Origin of the sequence: Pseudohalocynthiibacter sp. F2068, from assembly GCF_023015645.1 — a bacterium.
Lineage (GTDB): Bacteria > Pseudomonadota > Alphaproteobacteria > Rhodobacterales > Rhodobacteraceae > Pseudohalocynthiibacter > Pseudohalocynthiibacter aestuariivivens.
Genome location: NZ_JALKAK010000003.1, coordinates 137150 through 154335, shown reverse-complemented (window position 1 = coordinate 154335; position 17186 = coordinate 137150). Strand labels below are relative to the sequence as shown.

The window sequence follows — 17186 nt, the reverse complement described above, 5'->3', positions numbered from 1 at the left end:
CGTCAGAGAGGACCGATGGAACAAGGGCCGCATGGAATAAGGGGGTCGGGTGAAGACCGCATCGACATCCGTATTGCGGCCGACCCCATCGAATTCTTTGTTGAAGAACACATGCGACAGCGCGTTGTTTGCGCAGACATTGACAGGCTGGCAACGCAGGAACCGGCAGATTCGGACCTTGCGCGCAAAATTCTGGCCCATACGCGGGACGAACTCCCGCTTCATATGCTGGACGAAGAAGAAGATCTTTTTCTTCTTTTGCGCCGCCGCGCGCACCCGGAAGATGAACTGGAAAAAACGCTGTTCCGGCTGGATGGAGATCACGAGGCAGGCAAAGCTTTAGCAGAAAGTGCAGCCGTTGTTCTGGAAGCCGTCAGTGCTGGGAAAACACATCTTACAAAGGCTGAGGCAGCGAGGCTGCACGCTTTTGCAGACCATGAGCGTCGGCATCTGATTGTAGAAAACGCGATTATCCTGCCGCTGGCACGTGCGCGCCTGACAGAGACTGATCGTAAAACACTCGCCCTTAGAATTGCGGCGCGCCGCGGTCTTTGCCTGATACCGGATGAGCCAGATGCTTGATGATCTCTTAAAACGTAATATCAATTGGTCGAGCACCATTCACGCGAACCAGCCCGGTTATTTCAAGCGCCTTTCCACGCATCAATCACCAGAGTTTTTCTGGATTGGCTGTTCTGATAGCCGTGTGCCTGCCAATGTGGTTGCGGGGTTGGATCCGGGAGAGGTGTTCGTACACCGCAATGTCGCAAATGTTGTGCATTCAACCGACATGAATTTCCTTTCTGCACTGGAGTTTGCGGTGGACGCGCTCAACATCCGTGAAGTTATTGTATGCGGTCACTATGGATGTGGCGGTGTTAAGGCCGCTTGCGAGGATATGCCCCACGGGTTGGCAGATCACTGGTTAGAGCCAATACGCAGGCTTGCCGTGACCTATGAAGTGGCTCTGAACCAGATACGTCGGCCTCAAATGCGGCTGGAACGCCTGGCCGAATTGAACGTCATTGATGGGGTGGGGCGTGTCGCCAGTACCCCAATTCTTAAACGCGCGTGGCGACAAAGTAAGGACGTGTCTGTGCACGGGTTGATCTACGGTCTGAAGGACGGTTTGCTGCGCGATCTTGATTGTACCGTGCGCGCTGAACATATATCGAATAACGGGATAACGGCATGATAAATCTTGCAAAAACAAAACCAGTAGGATGTGGATGTGATGATCCGGAACTTTCTGGAAAACTCATTCCTGTGAATATGGCTCTGGAAACCGGGCTTGCACTTGCCGAACCTGTGGCAGAGACCGAAACGGTTCCACTTGCGAAGGCGATGGGCCGCATTACGGCAGAGGCAGCCGTGTCTCCTGTGCCATTGCCACCTTTCAACAATTCAGCGATGGATGGCTATGCATTGCGGACTGCTGATCTTGCGGGGGGCGGGTCGTGGACTTTACCAGTTTCGGGGCGGATTGCAGCGGGTGACCCGGGTTGTACCGGTGCGCCCAAAGGGTCTGCCGTGCGGATATTTACAGGCGCACCCGTGCCGTCTGATATGGATGCCGTCGTGATGCAGGAATACGTTGAACGTATCGGCGCAGAAATTACCTTAAAAAGCAGACCTGAGCCGGGCCAAAACATACGATTGTTGGGCGAGGACATGCCAAAAGGCGGTGCAATCCTTCCGGCCGGAACTGAAATTACTTCGCGTGAGGCCTGCGCATTGGCGGCGTCCGGGCACGGAAATGTAACTTTGCGACGCAAGCTTCGTGTTGCGATATTCTGCACGGGATCAGAGTTGAAAGCACCCGGTGAGGACCTTGGCCCGGGTCAGATCTGGAATTCTAACCGTTATATGCTGCTCGCCGCACTCAACAAACCCTGGATCGAACTTGTTGACCTTGGAACTGTCGAGGATAGCCCTGAAAGCCTGACCAAAACGCTGATCAAGGCAGCGGAAAACGCGGATATGGTTATTTCAACCGGCGGTGTGTCTGTTGGTGACGAAGACCATATGCCAGCAGTATTCCGTGCCGCTGGTGGCAATATTCATGCAATGCGTGTTGCCATGAAGCCCGGAAAACCCGTAGCGATTGGAACAATGGGCGACGCAATCTATGTTGGTCTGCCCGGCAACCCGGTTTCAGCCTTTGTGACATGGCATGTGATTGGTGCGCCTATATTGGCGAAGCGAGCCGGAGCAGCGAAAATTGCGCCGCGTAAAACCACGGTAAAAGCCGGGTTCACTACAAATCGCAGACCGGGGCGTTGCGAGTTTCGGCCAGCCAAGCTGGTGGGATATGATGCAAACGGTACCGAAATTGCTGAGGTGCTATCGCCTTCATATTCAGCGCGTGTCGCTTTGCTTTGCGCGGCTGATGGGCTTGCCCTTATCCCGGCGGATGCTGAAAAGGTTATGGAAGGCGACGTTTTAGAATTTCTAAAATTCTAAGAGCGGATGAGTCTGGTGGTTTTTTTACTTTAAATAACAGATACTAAAGTGAATAAGTTCACCTAATAACTGCGCTCGCAGTGTTGATCAACAACACGCTGAACCATCGGTGCATAGTAGGAAAAAGGCTGGGTTTTATAGTCAGCGCGTTTGCCTGCCTCATCATAGTAGCGAACTTTAATGATTTCTTTCAGGTTCGGGTTTTGCTCAAAGATCGCGACTTCTTCGGCGTTCATAGGCCCACCCTGAAGGTTCAAAGAATGAACAGAGGCTTCTGAGAGCCGGTTGAAGTATTCCGGCTTTACAGCGCAAAGGTAGCGTTTTGCGGCAACGTGATAGCGGACGCAGTCGGTTACCAGCGTTGGGAAAAACTGCTCTAACACGTCTGCACCGGCTTCTTCGTGCAGCCGATCTTTGGTGTCATCCATCGAAAAGGTACCAAATTCGCTTGTGAAATGGCCGATGTCATGCAGCAGCGCTGCTATGACAATGATTTCAGGCTCACCGGCTTGTTCCGCGAAATGCGCACCCTGCAGCATGTGCTCTGCCATCGTGACAGGTTCACCCAGGTATTCTTCACCCCCTCGACGCTCAAATATGTCTTCCAGAAAGGAAACAATGTTTTTGGGCGTAAGCGTACTTGAAGCAGGATTGGCCATTTCGAAACCCTTAAGACTGTTGTTCGGCAAAACATAACGCTGTGACGAAAACCAAAGCATCGAAGCACATTGCTGAGTGGTTTCAATACTTTACCCGTTTCTGAACTTCAGTCGATTGTAACGAGGGTTTGATTACATATCCAGACGCCAGCCCAGCAGCACTGACAGGCCGCTTTGACTGTATTCGTAATTGCCTGATGCCCCACCGTCCAAAGGAATGTTGGCCGTACCAGTATCGCTGTAGCGGAGTCCAAGTTCGAGGCCCGAAGACTCCGTTATTTCCTTTGACATTCTAAGCCCTAGCATACCGTAGAGGACGTAGTCACTGCTATTACCGGTAACGACGCCATCAGAAACACGAATATTCAGGGCCTGGACACCAAGACCTGTACCACCTTCTAACATCCAGTCAGATTGGCTCCATATCGGCGTCCAAAGATTGGCTGCAAGGCGCTGGGAATTTATGTGTGTATTGTAGAAAAACAAAACTGGACCGGGTGCTCCGGGGAAGCTGTTGGTGACGACATCGCTGTTGGTCACCGCTATTTCGGCTTCGACGGTAATTGGTAAAGTACCCAACCGAAACAAATCTTTGGCGCCGTATGCGATGTAAAGCCCGTTTACGGATGCGTTTCTATCATCGACGTTGCTAAATCCACCGTTAGAATTAAACCCGCCAATGTCGTGAGATGCATCAGGTGTGCTGATCAAGCCAAAACTGAATTGACGTTCTGTGGCATTTGCTTCATTTAACGAAACCCCAATTGCAACGGAAAGCACCAAAGCGGAAAGAAGTGATTTTGAAAGACGCATCTGCTGATCGCTTCAATAATTTTTACGCAACGATAAGCGATTAGTTGCTGATCAGCCAGATGGTGCTCTGCAATTGTTAACTTTTCGTTAACAAAGATGGCAGTAAGGACACAGCGAAAACGACATAAAAAATGCCGCGTGAAGTGTCCACGCGGCATTAAATTTCTGGATGAATTGCAGATCAGTCTTCGTCAGACTCTGCTTTTGCTTCTTCCTCAGGCTCTGCTTCTGCTTTGTCAGTGCCGATATCGTCTTCCAGAGCAGCGGAACCGATATCATCGAAAAGTTCGGAGATTTCGAATTCTGCTTCCGCTTCTTCTTCAGCAGCCAGTTCCCGGATGGATTTTCCAGCAGCCTGCAGGTCAGCTTCTTCAGCCGAACGCGCGACGTTGAGGCTGATGGTTGCATCAACTTCCGGATGAAGGTGGACGGTCACATCATGTATGCCCAATTCTTTAATTGGGGCGATCAGGATGATCTGCTTGCGATTCACGGTGAAACCGTTCTCGGTTGCTGCGTCAGCTGCGTCACGTGTTGTGACAGAGCCATAGAGCGAACCAGAATCAGACGCAGAACGAATCACGATGAATTGCTGACCGTTCAGCTTTGCAGCCATCGCTTCGGCTTCTGTTTTGGTTTCGAGGTTTTCGGTCTCAAGCTGCGCTTTGCGCGCTTCAAACGAAGCAATGTTCGCTTGAGATGCACGAAGCGCTTTGCCCTGAGGCAACAGGAAGTTGCGTGCGTAGCCGTCTTTGACTGCTACCACTTCGCCCATCTGGCCAAGCTTTGCGACGCGTTCAAGAAGGATTACTTGCATTGTGCTTTCTCCTTACTTCACAGCGTAGGGCAGCAAGGCGAGAAAGCGAGCGCGTTTGATGGCGCGTGCCAGTTCGCGTTGCTTTTTCGCGGATACGGCCGTGATGCGCGATGGAACAATTTTGCCGCGCTCAGAGATGTAGCGCTGCAGCAGGCGGGTGTCTTTGTAATCGATCGCAGGGGCATTATCACCTGAGAAGGGGCAAACCTTGCGACGACGGAAAAATGGTTTAGATGCCATGGTTTATGGTCCTTTCCTAATCTGCAAGATTAACGGCGTGAGCCGCGATCTCCACGATCACCGCGGTCGCCGCGATCATCACGTTTTTGCATTTGCACGGATGGGCCTTCTTTATGCTCATCAACCTTTATGGTCAGAACGCGCATCACATCATCATGCAGTCGCATAAGGCGTTCCATTTCCTGAATGGCCGGTGCGGGTGCATCGGTGCGCAGGAAGGCAAAGTGACCTTTGCGGTTTTTGTTAATCTTGTAGGCCATCGTTTTGACGCCCCAATATTCGTGGTCAACAACGTTTCCGCCATTGTCCGCCAATACGGTTCCAAAATGTTCGATAAGACCTTCGGCTTGCGTGCTGGATATATCCTGACGCGAGATAAAGACATGCTCATAGAGCGGCATGTGTATTCCATTCATTTTAAGCGCACTTCAAAGAGCGGGGACTGAACCCTTCCACGACCCACTCACGAGAGGCTGCACTGGTTCCGAAAATTGCGGAAGGAAGCGGCCTTATAAGACGGTCGTGAAATTGATGCAAGGGTGCCTAATTTTTGCCCTGTTAGACGCGCAGGAATAAGACCTGGATAGATCAGGAGACCTGGAAAATGCAAATTAACAGCAATCCAACCGACGTTGCCAAAGAAGCCCATTCACGCAGCCTGAATGTCGACGAAACCTATTGGGGTTACATTCTGCGAGATAAGACAAGGCAGAAATCGTCAGAGATTATTACACAAGCGCTGGTCGGTTTCGTTGGGTTATGTGCTGTTGTAGCGGCTTTGGGTCTTTGGGTCTTACCTGGTTCCTTTATGGGAAGCGACGTTGCCGTCCTTAAATTGGGAATGACCGTTATTCTGTGCGCACTTGGCGTTTTGGCGCTTTGGTATGGTACGACAAGTCAGAAATATGAGCTGCAGGTCGACCTGAACAAAGGTGAATTTCGTGAAGTTTTGCGGAGTAAAAAGGGTCAGACCACCCAAATTGCTAGACACTCCTTTGACCAGGTTGGTAACATTTTCGTGGTTCGCCAGCAAGATGATGAAAAACGGGCAACATTGGTTTTGCAGATCTCTGACGATGAACAAACAGTTGAAAGTGTCGAAGCGCTGGAAACTGAGCTTTTGGAAATCCAGAGCCGTTTGAGTAAAGATATCAAAGGTGTAACGCCGCGGCCCGGTATGCATAAAACGACCAGAAATGAGCGGCAGACTGCTGCTGGCGTTGGTAAGGCTGCAGCTCTTGCAATGGGGCAGTAGCCCGGGAACTGTTCAAATTTGAACATATAATGTGACAGTATAGTGAATTGCGCACAGTTCCTTTGAGTGGAAAAGAAAAGATATCTTTTTTGTTTAGGGACGACATCACATGAAAACTGCATTACTCGCCGCTGCTTTTGCTGGTATCTCAACAATTGCGAATGCTGGCGTTGGCTCAGCCGAAAAATATATGTTGGATGGTGGCCACAGCCAAATCGTATTTTCCTACAACCACCTCGGCTATTCGACAACTTACGGGATGTTCTCGGGTTTTGAAGGTGTTGTCGTGTTTGACAAGGATGAGCCTGCAAATTCAACTGTTTCAGTTTCGATGCCTCTTTCGTCAATGCTGACAGGTTGGCAGGCCCGCTTTGACCATTTCATGACACCAGATTTTTTTGATGCTAGCGCAGAAGAAATGATCAGCTTTGAATCAACCGGAATTGAAGTAACAGGTGAAAATACCGCGCTGATCACAGGTGACCTGACGCTGAATGGCGTGACAAAACCTGTTGTTCTTGATGCAAAACTTAATCAGGCGGGAATGCACCCGATGGCCAACAAGGACTGGGCTGGTTTTGACGGCACAACAACCTTGCTGCGGAGCGATTTTGGCCTTGGCAAGTTTGCGCCGTTTGTAAGCGACGAAGTAGAAGTCATGATTTCTATCGAAGTCGGCAAAGCAGAGTAAGCTGAAAACATCGTTGAAAAAGATTGGCCGCCGGTAAATCCGGCGGCCTTTTTATGTACCTTAGTCGTTGCGCAAGGCATTCAGTTCGATCGACACTCCAACCGAAAAGCCAAGCGAAGATTCATCGGGCATGTTGCTGCCAATCCCAAAATCAAGCCGTTGCAGCGTCGTGTTCGCATTCATTCGTACAGCGTCTTCTTCGATGCGAAGCGAGAAGGGCAGTGTGATCGGAACTTCAATCCCTTTCAGTGTCAGCGTGCCCTCTGCGACATACCCGTCAGGAACCGGAAAAATTTTGGCCAAAAAGACCGCCTGCGGGTGGTTTTGCACATCGAAGAAATCTGGGCCCATGGCCTGATCCGTGACAGAGCCGAGGGATAAACTCGTAGTGTTAACCGTAACTTTTACTGATCCCGGGTTTTGAAGCCCCGGTGTATCGTCAAACGTAATGTCCGCTGACCATTCGCCGAATTCGCCGGTAACATCGCTTCCGAATTGTTTGATCGTCAGGCTTAATGTTCCCTCGCTTACTTTCCAGTTTCCTGAGGATTCCTCCAATTCGGTGGTCGGGGTGACCTCTACCGTTTCAAGACCTGGGAAATACCAGAGAAACGCGCCGACTGTCAGGGCGAACGCATATACAGCAACTGCCCCAAGGATGGGCAGGCGGTTTTTATGGTCTGGCAATAGTGCAGGTAGTGGCGGCTGACCAGGCAGCATCCGGCGCAATGTCGCGTCTTTATCTATCAAATGGTGTTTGACCGCGCCTGCGATATGCAACAGCACAGAGAAAGCCAGAACCCGCTCAAAGCTAAAGTGAAGCGAAGCGAACAGATGCGCAAGATGCGTGTCTTTTGGAACAAACGGCAGTTCCTGACCAAACGGCCACCAGATTGGCGCAAACCCTGTTGTGGCGGCATGATGGATCCAGCCCGTCAGGGGTACCAGCAGCAGGGCAGAGTAAAGCAGCCAGTGAATTGTTTCAGCAAGAAACGCTTCAGCCTTGTGATCTGCGTTCAGCAGGCGCGGTTTGGGCTGCGTTAACGCCCAGAGGATACGGGTCAAGGCAACAAAAAATGCGGTAACACCCAGCGTTTTATGGATTGAAAACAAAAGCGCTTTAAAAGCAATCTCTTCTCCGGTCGAAAAAGGTGCGCCATGTGCGATAATTCCGAGCGGAATAAGTGTCAGTATAAGAAGGGCGGTCAACCAGTGAAAAATTTTGGTGACGGCGCCAAAGCGTGTGGATGTATTCTGAAGGGCCATAAAAGTCTCCGGATGTGTCGCAGCACATTGGGCGGGTCGAGCGGTTTTTTCAACGCCTTTGACGCACATTCCCTCTGCAAGAATGCAGCCAATTGATTGCAGCATGGCTTTGCGCGCGGTATCTGCTAGAAAAACCTAAATATCACGAGGAGACATCATGAGCCGTGCATTTGTTTTTCCGGGTCAAGGCGCCCAAACGATAGGGATGGGTCGTGCCCTTGCCGAGGCATACCCGGCAGCGAAGGCCATTTTTGACGAGGTGGACGAGGCCCTTGGGGAAAAACTGAGCGCGCTGATCTGGGAAGGCGACCAAGATTCGCTAACGCTGACGGAAAATGCACAACCTGCACTGATGGCGACCTCATTGGCGGCAATGCGCGCGCTTGAGGCCGAAGGCGTTACAACAGCGTCAGCGTCTTATGTGGCGGGGCATTCGCTGGGTGAATATTCTGCCTTGGCAGCCGTTGGAGCCATCAGCGTTGCGGATACGGCGCGCTTGCTTCGCATCCGTGGGCAGGCGATGCAACAGGCCGTGCCTGTCGGCGTCGGTGCCATGGCGGCACTCCTTGGGCTGGATTTTGCTACAGCGACCGAAGTGGCCTCTGAGGCGGCACAAGGACAGGTCTGCCAGGCTGCAAATGACAATGATCCTGGTCAGGTTGTTGTGTCAGGCCACAAAAAGGCGGTCGAGCGCGCGCTGGAGATTGCGAAATCTCGCGGTGCTAAACGCGCCGTTTTGCTGCCGGTGTCTGCCCCTTTCCATTGCGCCCTCATGGAACCCGCTGCTCGCGCAATGGAAGAAGCGCTTGCAGGTGTCGAGGTTTTGGCACCTGCTGTGCCGGTTGTGGCGAACGTTAGAGCTGCAGCAGTGAGCGATGCGTCAGAGATAAGCGATTTGCTGGTTCAACAGGTTACCGGGTCCGTGCGCTGGCGCGAGTCCGTACAATGGATGGCGGATCAGGGCGTGAGCGAAATATGGGAAATCGGTGCAGGCAAGGCCTTGTCCGGAATGATCCGGCGTATCGACAGATCTGTCGCAACGCGTGCAATCGGAACACCGGAAGACGTGTCCGCAGTGATTGAAGCTTTAAAAACCTAAGCACGTATTTGCACGCGAAGGCGTTGGGCAATGCGAATTAACAAAAGTGACGCAGCAGGCCTTTGAGGGCAGTTGCCAAATTTAGAAAGAGGGACAGGTATATGTTTGATTTGACGGGGAAGAACGCGTTGGTCACCGGAGCATCCGGCGGGATAGGCGGCGCAATTGCGGCGGCGCTGCACGAAGCGGGTGCCACGGTTGCTCTGTCCGGTACGCGTGTTGACCCGCTTGAGGCTTTGGCCGCAGAGCTTGGAGAGCGTGCACATGTTTTGCCCTGCAATCTGAGCGACGCCGAAGCTGTGACTACGCTCCCCAAACAAGCGGCTGAGGCGATGGGAAGTGTTGATGTACTGGTCAATAACGCGGGCATCACACGTGACAATATCTTCATGCGTATGTCGGATGAGGAATGGTCGAGTGTGTTGGAGGTGAACCTGACATCAACGATGCGCCTGTGCCGCGGCGTGATGCGTGGAATGATGAAAGCGCGTTGGGGACGGATTGTGAATATCAGTTCAGTTGTCGGCGCAACCGGCAACCCGGGGCAGGCGAATTATGCAGCCTCAAAGGCAGGCATGGTGGGAATGTCAAAATCCATCGCTTACGAAGTCGCGAGTCGGGGAATCACCGTCAACTGTGTTGCGCCGGGGTTCATAACGACGGCGATGACAGAAAAACTGACGGACGATCAGAAAACCGGGATATTGACGAATGTCCCTGCCGGGCGCATGGGGGAAGCGGGTGAAATCGCGGCCGCAGTTCTATACCTTTCCAGCGCCGAAGCAGGGTATGTCACAGGAACGACCTTGCATGTGAACGGTGGTATGGCCATGTTGTAGCAACCCTTTTGGGCTTCGAAAGCGTTTGCCTTGGCGCATCAGTATGCTATAGGCGGCGAAGATTTTGCTGGACGTTCTGAACGTCAGGCAGTCCCGCGCATCGGGACATGAGCGGCCGGAAGGTCAAGAGAAAATCGGGCCAGACCCGAAAACTGTGAGGAAATAAAATGAGCGACATCGCAGATCGCGTTAAGAAAATCGTCGTTGAGCACCTCGGTGTGGAAGAAGGAAAAGTCGTCGAAAACGCTTCCTTCATTGACGACCTTGGCGCAGACAGCCTTGACACCGTTGAATTGGTTATGGCGTTTGAGGAAGAGTTCGGCATCGAGATTCCGGATGACGCAGCCGAGACCATTCAGACTTTTGGCGATGCGACGAAGTTCATCACCGAAGCTTCCTAAGCTTATTTAAGCAACCAAAATTGATGACGGCGTCCCTTTTGGGGCGCCGTTCGTCGTTTTAGACCATGTTGTTTGTTTGCGTGTCTCTATAGACGGCCTCAAGATCGAAACTTGATCCATCAAATTTACGATAGCATACCCAGAAAGGTGATCTGACGATTGACAGAACACGCCTCAAGGGAGCTAATAAAGGAAGAGTTAGATCGAAACGCCAAGTTGCCTGAGCGTGTAGATTGCCAGGTAAGGGCTTTTGAACGTCGTTCGACGTGAGGAGGATCTTATGATTATCTATCCAACAATAGAACTACAAAAAGGCCGCTGTGTGAGCCTGAACCGTGGTCGTCTGGATGAGCCAATGATTTGGCATGTAGATCCGGTCGAAAAAGCGCGTGAATTTGCGGTGGCGGGCGCAGAATGGATGCAAATAACAGATTTCGATGCAATCGTCGGGGATGATTGTAACGAAGATTTGATTGCGGAAATCATTCTGACAGCCGGGATTCCGGTGCAGATTGCCGGAGGCATTCGTACGCAAGAACAAGTTAGTGGATGGATCGAGAAGGGTGCCGGACGCGTTGTCATTGGCACGCTTGCCGCGCTTGACCCGGTTCTCGTCAAAAGACTGGCGCGGCTCTATCCGGACCAGATCGTACTGGCTGTCGACGTCTGGCAGGGCAAAGTGATGACGGAAGGCTGGAAAACGTCCAGCGCCTTTGAACCTGCTGCGTTTCTTGAAGAATTTGATGGCGTCCCTTTTGCCGCGATTATTATCACAGATATTGATGCAGATGTTGAAGACACTGAAGCCTCTCTTAGCCTGGTCTCGGCGTTGGTTGGACGGACACGCACGCCTGTTATCGCCAACGGGCTTGTACGCGTTGCTGATGACGTTTCGCGCTTGAAATATGCTGGCAACGTTGCTGGCGCTATTGTAAGTCGCGCTCTGTTCCGCAAAACGCTAAGCCTCGAAGAGGCTTTGGCAGCCGCGCGATCAGAGGTTGAGAGCGTTGCGGAATTTATCTGACGGCAGGAAACCACAACTTCTGAGAGCTTTGGCTTGCCCCTCTTACCCAAGGTGCGGTATCCGTTCTGGAACTTCGGGACAGAAGAGGGACTAAGGCATGCGTCGAGTCGTTGTAACTGGAATGGGAATTGTCACGCCATTGGCCGATGGCGTGGAAGCAACCTGGCGCCGTCTTCTGGACGGCGAGTCGGGGGCGGGGTTAATCACACGTTTTGATTCGGCGCGCGTCGCGACGAAATATGCTTGTGAAATTCCGCGTGGCAATGGCGACAACCATACGTTCAATCCGGACAAATATATGGAGCCGAAAGAACAGCGTAAAGTCGATGATTTCATCCTTTACGGCATGGCAGCGGCTGTTCAGGCGGTTGAAGACGCGGGCTGGCAGCCCCAGGACGAAGCAAGCCGTGAACGCACGGGTGTTATGATTGGATCTGGCATCGGTGGGCTGAGCGCAATTGCCGACACTGCGATCTTGCTGAACGAAAAGGGACCACGACGGGTTTCGCCCTTCTTTATTCCAAGCGCGCTGATCAATCTGGTTGGTGGTCAGGTCTCAATTCGTTTTGGTTTTAAAGGGCCAAACCATGCAGTTGTGACGGCCTGTTCTACGGGCGCGCATGCAATCGGTGATGCAGCCCGTCTCATTCAGTGGGGGGACGCGGATGTGATGGTCGCCGGCGGCGCTGAAAGCCCGATCAGCGAGATTGGCATTGCCGGTTTCAACGCCTGCAAAGCGCTTTCCACCAAATTTGCGGATGACCCAAAATCAGCCAGCCGACCTTATGACAGTGACCGTGATGGTTTTGTTATGGGCGAAGGTGCCGGCATTGTTGTCCTCGAAGAATATGAGCACGCCAAGGCGCGTGGTGCAAAAATTTACGCCGAGGTTCTTGGGTATGGTTTGTCGGGTGACGCGTATCACATTACCGCACCGTCCTCTGACGGAAACGGCGGCTATCGTTCGATGAAAGCAGCGCTTGCGCGTGCCAATGTAAGCCCCGGTGATATTGACTATATCAACGCGCATGGCACATCGACCATGGCGGACACCATCGAACTGGGCGCTGTAGAGCGTTTGATGGGGAATTCGGCTGCAAAAGCGACGATGTCTTCAACCAAGTCAGCCACAGGGCACCTTTTGGGCGCTGCGGGAGCGATTGAAGCAATTTTTTGCATGCTTGCGATCCGGGATCAGATCGCACCACCGACGTTGAATTTAAACAACCCAGAAGTTGAACCAAAACTTGACCTTGCGCCGTTGAAAGCCGTGAAACGCGAAATCAACATTGCACTTTCAAACTCTTTCGGATTTGGCGGCACCAACGCCTCGTTGGTGGTTGGCAGGGTCGCTGACTGATGTGGCGTCATTTTGCCTCTAACGCGTTGACGATGCTGGTGCTGATCGTTTTTGTGGCGGGCGGTGTGATTTTATGGGCCAAGAACCAGTACACGCAACCCGGACCACTGGCAGATGCGATTTGCCTTAGGGTCGAAAGCGGCTCCAAGATCCCCTCGGTTGCAAGGCAATTGAATGAAGAGGGTGCAATCAGCAATGAAACGATCTTTAAGATCGGTGCTGAGTACTCGGACAGCGCGAGATCACTAAAAGCAGGTAGTTTTCTGCTGCGTGAAGGGATTTCCATGGCGGAAATCAACGCAATCATTACCGGAAGCGGGCGGTCAACCTGTGGCACAGAGGTAAATTTCAGGATTGGCATTTTGCGCAATCAGGTTGTTGTGAGCGAGCTTGATCCGGAAACCAACCGCTATGTTGTTCGTGTGTCGTTTGATCCGGCAGAGGATGCGGTTCCTACAGATTATACTGAGGTGCGTGATGATCCGGATGTACGTTTCCGCGTAACATTGGCGGAAGGTGCCACAAGCTGGCAGATCACCGAAGGGTTGAAAGCGGCGGATTTTCTGGATGGTGAAGTTGCCGGGGTTCCGGTCGAGGGCACATTGGCACCGGACAGTTACGAGGTTGCGTCCGGAACGGTGCGCAGCGCGCTGATCACGCAAATGACCGAGGCTCAGAAAGCGATTCTGGAAGAAGCCTGGCGCAACCGCGCAGCGGACCTTCCCTATGAGACAATCGAAGAAGCATTGATTATGGCGTCGATTGTCGAAAAGGAAACAGGCGTACCAGAGGAACGCGGGCAGGTTGCCTCGGTCTTTGTGAATCGGTTGCGTCAGGGTATTCGGCTACAAACTGACCCGACGGTGATTTACGGAATTACCCTGGGTCAGGGATCGTTGGGGCGTGGCCTGCGCCAAAGTGAACTGCGGCGCGAAACTCCTTGGAACACTTACCTGATCGACGCGCTTCCACCGACACCAATTGCAAACCCCGGAAAGGCCAGCATAGAGGCTGCGCTCAATCCGGAGGAGACAGACTATCTGTTCTTTGTCGCGGATGGATCGGGTGGACATGCGTTTGCCAAAACGTTGGCAGAGCACAATGAGAACGTCGCGAAATGGCGCGCAATCGAGGCGGAACGCAGCAACAATTGAGCAACCTGAAGAAGGTAAAGCCGCCGCGACACGGCTAGATGGTGGAGGCTTGCTATGTGGACGCAACGAGGTTTGGTTAGCTTATTGGGTCCACGACAACCAGTTGCTGATAGTTGTTTGGAACCGGTGGAAGTTGACCAAACTCTGTTAGGGTACCACTATACCACTGGGGGGCAGTAATCATGAGTGATGTAACGATCATTGGACTTGGACTGATGGGATCGGCGCTGGTGAAAACATTCCAGCAATCAGGTTACAATTTGACTATTTGGAACCGCTCGGCCAGTAAAATGAAACCCTTGGTAGGCGGCAGAGTTGTCGGCGCGCATGACGTTGATCAAGCTGTGCTGGCAAGTCCGGTTACGATTATCTGTATAGATCACCACGATGCCACGCGTGCAATCCTTAGATCTAATCAGGTTGCACAGCGTCTTAGCGGACGAATTTTCGTTCAGCTCAGTACATGCTTGCCAAAGGAAGCAAGAGAATCTGAAAGCTGGCTTTCTAGTCATCAGGCTGAGTATCTGGATGGTGCAATTCTTTGTGGGCCAAACGATTTGGGAACTGAAAATGGGCAGTTGCTGATCTCCGGGAAAGCGGAAACCTATAAGAAAGTGGAAAAGCTGATAGGCGGCCTTGGCGAGAAGATCGAGTATCTTGGAGAGAATGTCGCAGCAGCTTCGACATTAGACCTAGCATGGCTATCAACACGTTTTGGTAGGTTCATGGGTATTATTCACGCCGCGAATTTGTGTCAGTCAGAGGCTGTCGGGTTGGATAAGTTTACTTCTCTATTCCCGGATGATGAGCAGATTCAACATCACGCTGGCACTATACGAGATGGTACCTTCGACCAGAACACCGCGACGCTCAAGGTATGGCAAGCATCGCTTGAACTTCTTCGGCAGCAAGCGCGTGATGCACGGATAAACACGGAGTTTCCTGACCATGTTGGCAGCTTCTTCGATAGGGCGATTGAGGCAGGTTATGAAGAAGAGCATGTCATGGCCTTGTATAAGGTCATGCGGGACACAGGCCCGCCCTTATAATGGTGAGCTTACCACGCGTTTTGTCTGTATCTGTAGTTAATTTTTGCTAGACTTAAGGTTATCTGGTGAATCGCATCGTTTGTTGAACGAGTGATGTGTGGGTCATTGCCCCAATGTAGGCCAGGATAAAATTTCTTTCATAAATAAATACATACCTGTTTTTCTTAACAAGTTGTTGCCGTGCGCGTACTCTCCTAGAAACACAACCTAAGAGTTTAATCTTGACTCACAGAACTCCCTGAAGTATACATTAAATCAAGCTAGAAGAAGTGGGCAAGCGGCCGCGGGGTGACCCGGAGGCCGTTTTTCTGTTTCGCTCGTGCGGAGTGCATGAGAGGCAGGTTACAGACTTTATGACATTGATCACGCCCAATGATGGGGAAGACGCGTCTTCGGAGCGGATGCTTTCGGTGACTCAGGAACATTTTTAGCGCGCTGTCGGCAAGCTGAATGGATTGATCAACAAATGGGAAGCGGGCGATTTTGATGCCCCGGGAGATGCACAACGCGTTGTCCGGGATGCGTCAGCATTGCTTGTGCTTGCCCTGAAAGAAAGGGAACGACTTGAGGAACATCGCAGAAAAAAGGCAGGAGTTGTGCATGACTATGCCATCGACTTCGGCAGCGCACGCGATGAGATTGGGCGCAGAATGGCTCTGCTCAGAACCGCAAGAGGTACAGGAGCATTTTTTGAATGATCTTGGCAGGGGAGCGTTATTGGCGCTTCCCTATTTGTTTGAGTTCTGGGCGCTGGAACACCAGTTGCCGCCGGAAGGAGACTGGCGAACCTGGGTCATTATGGGCGGGCGTGGGGCTGGAAAAACTCGCGCAGGCGCCGAATGGGTCAGACGAGAAGTTGAAGGCGACAAGCCGCTTGATGCAGGGCGTTCTGCGCGGGTGGCGCTTGTTGGCGAAACATTTGATCAGGTGCGCGAGGTCATGATCTTTGGTGAAAGCGGGATATTGGCCTGTTCACCCCCTGACCGACGCCCGGAATGGCAGGCAACACGCAAACGGCTTTTATGGCCAAACGGCGCGGTGGCGCAGGTCTATTCTGCTCATGAGCCGGAAAGCCTGCGCGGGCCACAGTTTGACGCGGCCTGGGTCGATGAGCTTGCAAAATGGAAGAAAGCCGAAGACGCCTGGGACATGCTGCAATTTGCCTTGCGGCTTGGCGAATGCCCGCGGCAATGCGTGACCACAACGCCGAAAAACTTAGCGGTCCTAAAGGCTATTCTGGACAATCTGTCGACCGTTACTACCCGCGCCCCAACCGAGGCAAACCGCGCCTATCTCGCGGCCTCCTTCCTTGAAGAAGTGCGCGCCCGCTATGCGGGTACGCGGTTGGGGCGGCAGGAGCTGGACGGGGTGTTGCTGGAGGACGCCGAAGGGGCGCTCTGGACATCTGCAGGGCTTGAGGCAGCGCGTCTTAGCGAAGCGCCGGCTCTTGACCGGATTGTGGTCGCGGTTGACCCACCTGTAACGGGTCATGCCGGGTCTGATGAATGCGGCATCATAGTTGTTGGCGCGGTGACGCAGGGACCGCCGCAGGATTGGCACGCGGTGGTGCTAAAGGACGCATCTCTGAAAGCCTCGTCGCCCACTCAATGGGCGCAGGCAGCAATATCCGCGATGGAAGAATTTGGTGCAGAGCGGTTGGTTGCCGAAGTCAATCAGGGGGGTGACCTTGTTGAAACGGTTGTCCGGCAGATCGACCCTATGGTGCCTTACAAAGCCGTTCGGGCCACCCGTGGCAAAGCCGTGCGGGCAGAGCCGGTAGCGGCGCTTTATGAACAGGGCAGGGTGCGTCACTTAAGGGACCTGGCGGAACTTGAAGATCAGATGTGCCGGATGACCCAGCGCGGATTTGAAGGACGTGGCAGCCCGGACAGGGTAGATGCGCTTGTCTGGGCGCTTCATGACTTGTTGCTGGTTCCGGCGGCGAAGTGGCGCAGGCCGAGGCTGCGCACACTTTAGACCGTTTCGTTTGCAGGGCTGCCGGAGCCTCCGGCGGGGATATTTATGGAAACTGGTGATGGTGAAGAAAAACGCTGTG

The 17186-nt window shown here is 52.6% G+C and carries 20 protein-coding genes; 14 read left to right on the top strand and 6 right to left on the bottom strand.

The window, feature by feature from the left end; translation table 11 throughout:
* Positions 1-15: 15 nt before the first annotated feature.
* Genes MWU63_RS05160 through glp form a run of 3 tightly spaced genes read left to right on the top strand, consistent with a single transcriptional unit; the run spans position 16 to position 2463 of the window.
* Complete coding sequence (locus MWU63_RS05160; protein ID WP_213888293.1) at positions 16-582, top strand: hemerythrin domain-containing protein; 567 nt, start codon at positions 16-18, stop codon at positions 580-582.
* Positions 575-1195 carry a carbonic anhydrase gene (locus MWU63_RS05155; protein ID WP_213888292.1) on the top strand — a complete coding sequence of 207 codons (621 nt, stop codon included), beginning with the start codon at positions 575-577 and terminating at the stop codon, positions 1193-1195. The genes MWU63_RS05160 and MWU63_RS05155 overlap by 8 nt, the downstream gene beginning before the upstream one ends.
* Positions 1192-2463: a gephyrin-like molybdotransferase Glp gene (gene glp / locus MWU63_RS05150; RefSeq protein ID WP_213888291.1), complete on the top strand. Its 1272-nt coding sequence runs from the start codon at positions 1192-1194 to the stop codon at positions 2461-2463. The genes MWU63_RS05155 and glp overlap by 4 nt, the downstream gene beginning before the upstream one ends.
* 62 nt (positions 2464-2525) lie before the next feature.
* On the opposite strand, the gene MWU63_RS05145 is transcribed toward glp, so the two are convergent.
* The 5 genes from MWU63_RS05145 to rpsF form a co-directional block, all read right to left on the bottom strand.
* Positions 2526-3122, bottom strand: coding sequence for an HD domain-containing protein (locus tag MWU63_RS05145; RefSeq protein WP_213888290.1), 597 nt, complete (start codon positions 3120-3122; stop codon positions 2526-2528).
* Positions 3123-3254: 132 nt separating this feature from the next.
* Complete coding sequence (locus MWU63_RS05140) at positions 3255-3935, bottom strand: hypothetical protein (RefSeq protein WP_213888289.1); 681 nt, start codon at positions 3933-3935, stop codon at positions 3255-3257.
* A 181-nt stretch (positions 3936-4116) separates the two neighbouring features.
* Complete coding sequence (gene rplI / locus MWU63_RS05135; RefSeq protein ID WP_213888288.1) at positions 4117-4752, bottom strand: 50S ribosomal protein L9; 636 nt, start codon at positions 4750-4752, stop codon at positions 4117-4119.
* A gap of 12 nt (positions 4753-4764) precedes the next feature.
* Complete coding sequence (gene rpsR, locus MWU63_RS05130) at positions 4765-4992, bottom strand: 30S ribosomal protein S18 (protein ID WP_039018159.1); 228 nt, start codon at positions 4990-4992, stop codon at positions 4765-4767.
* Between the two features lie 29 nt (positions 4993-5021).
* Positions 5022-5393: a 30S ribosomal protein S6 gene (gene rpsF / locus MWU63_RS05125; RefSeq protein WP_213888287.1), complete on the bottom strand. Its 372-nt coding sequence runs from the start codon at positions 5391-5393 to the stop codon at positions 5022-5024.
* 203 nt (positions 5394-5596) lie between these two features.
* On the opposite strand from rpsF, the gene MWU63_RS05120 reads away from it, so the two are divergent.
* Both MWU63_RS05120 and MWU63_RS05115 read left to right on the top strand, forming a co-directional pair.
* Positions 5597-6247, top strand: coding sequence for a hypothetical protein (locus MWU63_RS05120; RefSeq protein WP_213888286.1), 651 nt, complete (start codon positions 5597-5599; stop codon positions 6245-6247).
* Between the two features lie 109 nt (positions 6248-6356).
* Positions 6357-6938, top strand: a complete 582-nt coding sequence (locus MWU63_RS05115) for a YceI family protein (RefSeq protein ID WP_213888285.1) — start codon at positions 6357-6359, stop codon at positions 6936-6938.
* A 60-nt stretch (positions 6939-6998) separates the two neighbouring features.
* Here MWU63_RS05115 and MWU63_RS05110 read toward each other — a convergent pair whose 3' ends face one another.
* Positions 6999-8204 (bottom strand): cytochrome b/b6 domain-containing protein, encoded by a 1206-nt coding sequence (locus MWU63_RS05110; protein WP_247077168.1) that lies wholly within the window; start codon positions 8202-8204, stop codon positions 6999-7001.
* Between the two features lie 157 nt (positions 8205-8361).
* Here MWU63_RS05110 and fabD point away from each other — a divergent pair, with 157 nt between their 5' ends.
* The 9 genes from fabD to MWU63_RS05065 all read left to right on the top strand — a co-directional run bounded on the left by fabD (position 8362) and on the right by MWU63_RS05065 (position 17107).
* Positions 8362-9303, top strand: a complete 942-nt coding sequence (fabD, locus tag MWU63_RS05105) for an ACP S-malonyltransferase (RefSeq protein WP_213888283.1) — start codon at positions 8362-8364, stop codon at positions 9301-9303.
* 101 nt (positions 9304-9404) lie between these two features.
* Positions 9405-10142 (top strand): 3-oxoacyl-[acyl-carrier-protein] reductase, encoded by a 738-nt coding sequence (gene fabG, locus MWU63_RS05100; protein ID WP_213888282.1) that lies wholly within the window; start codon positions 9405-9407, stop codon positions 10140-10142.
* Positions 10143-10309: 167 nt separating this feature from the next.
* Positions 10310-10543, top strand: coding sequence for an acyl carrier protein (locus MWU63_RS05095; RefSeq protein WP_213888281.1), 234 nt, complete (start codon positions 10310-10312; stop codon positions 10541-10543).
* Between the two features lie 280 nt (positions 10544-10823).
* A complete protein-coding gene (locus tag MWU63_RS05090; protein ID WP_213888280.1) occupies positions 10824-11567 on the top strand; it encodes a 1-(5-phosphoribosyl)-5-[(5-phosphoribosylamino)methylideneamino] imidazole-4-carboxamide isomerase in 744 nt (247 codons plus the stop codon).
* A gap of 97 nt (positions 11568-11664) precedes the next feature.
* A complete protein-coding gene (gene fabF, locus MWU63_RS05085; RefSeq protein WP_213888279.1) occupies positions 11665-12927 on the top strand; it encodes a beta-ketoacyl-ACP synthase II in 1263 nt (420 codons plus the stop codon).
* Positions 12927-14081 (top strand): endolytic transglycosylase MltG, encoded by a 1155-nt coding sequence (mltG, locus tag MWU63_RS05080; RefSeq protein WP_247077166.1) that lies wholly within the window; start codon positions 12927-12929, stop codon positions 14079-14081. The genes fabF and mltG overlap by 1 nt, the downstream gene beginning before the upstream one ends.
* A gap of 182 nt (positions 14082-14263) precedes the next feature.
* Positions 14264-15130, top strand: a complete 867-nt coding sequence (locus tag MWU63_RS05075; protein WP_213888277.1) for an NAD(P)-binding domain-containing protein — start codon at positions 14264-14266, stop codon at positions 15128-15130.
* 455 nt (positions 15131-15585) lie between these two features.
* On the top strand, positions 15586-15828 hold the full coding sequence (locus tag MWU63_RS05070; protein ID WP_213888473.1) for a hypothetical protein: 243 nt from the start codon (positions 15586-15588) through the stop codon (positions 15826-15828).
* A complete protein-coding gene (locus MWU63_RS05065; protein WP_213888457.1) occupies positions 15764-17107 on the top strand; it encodes a terminase family protein in 1344 nt (447 codons plus the stop codon). Before MWU63_RS05070 ends, MWU63_RS05065 begins: the two co-directional genes overlap by 65 nt.
* The last annotated feature ends 79 nt before the right edge of the window (positions 17108-17186 follow it).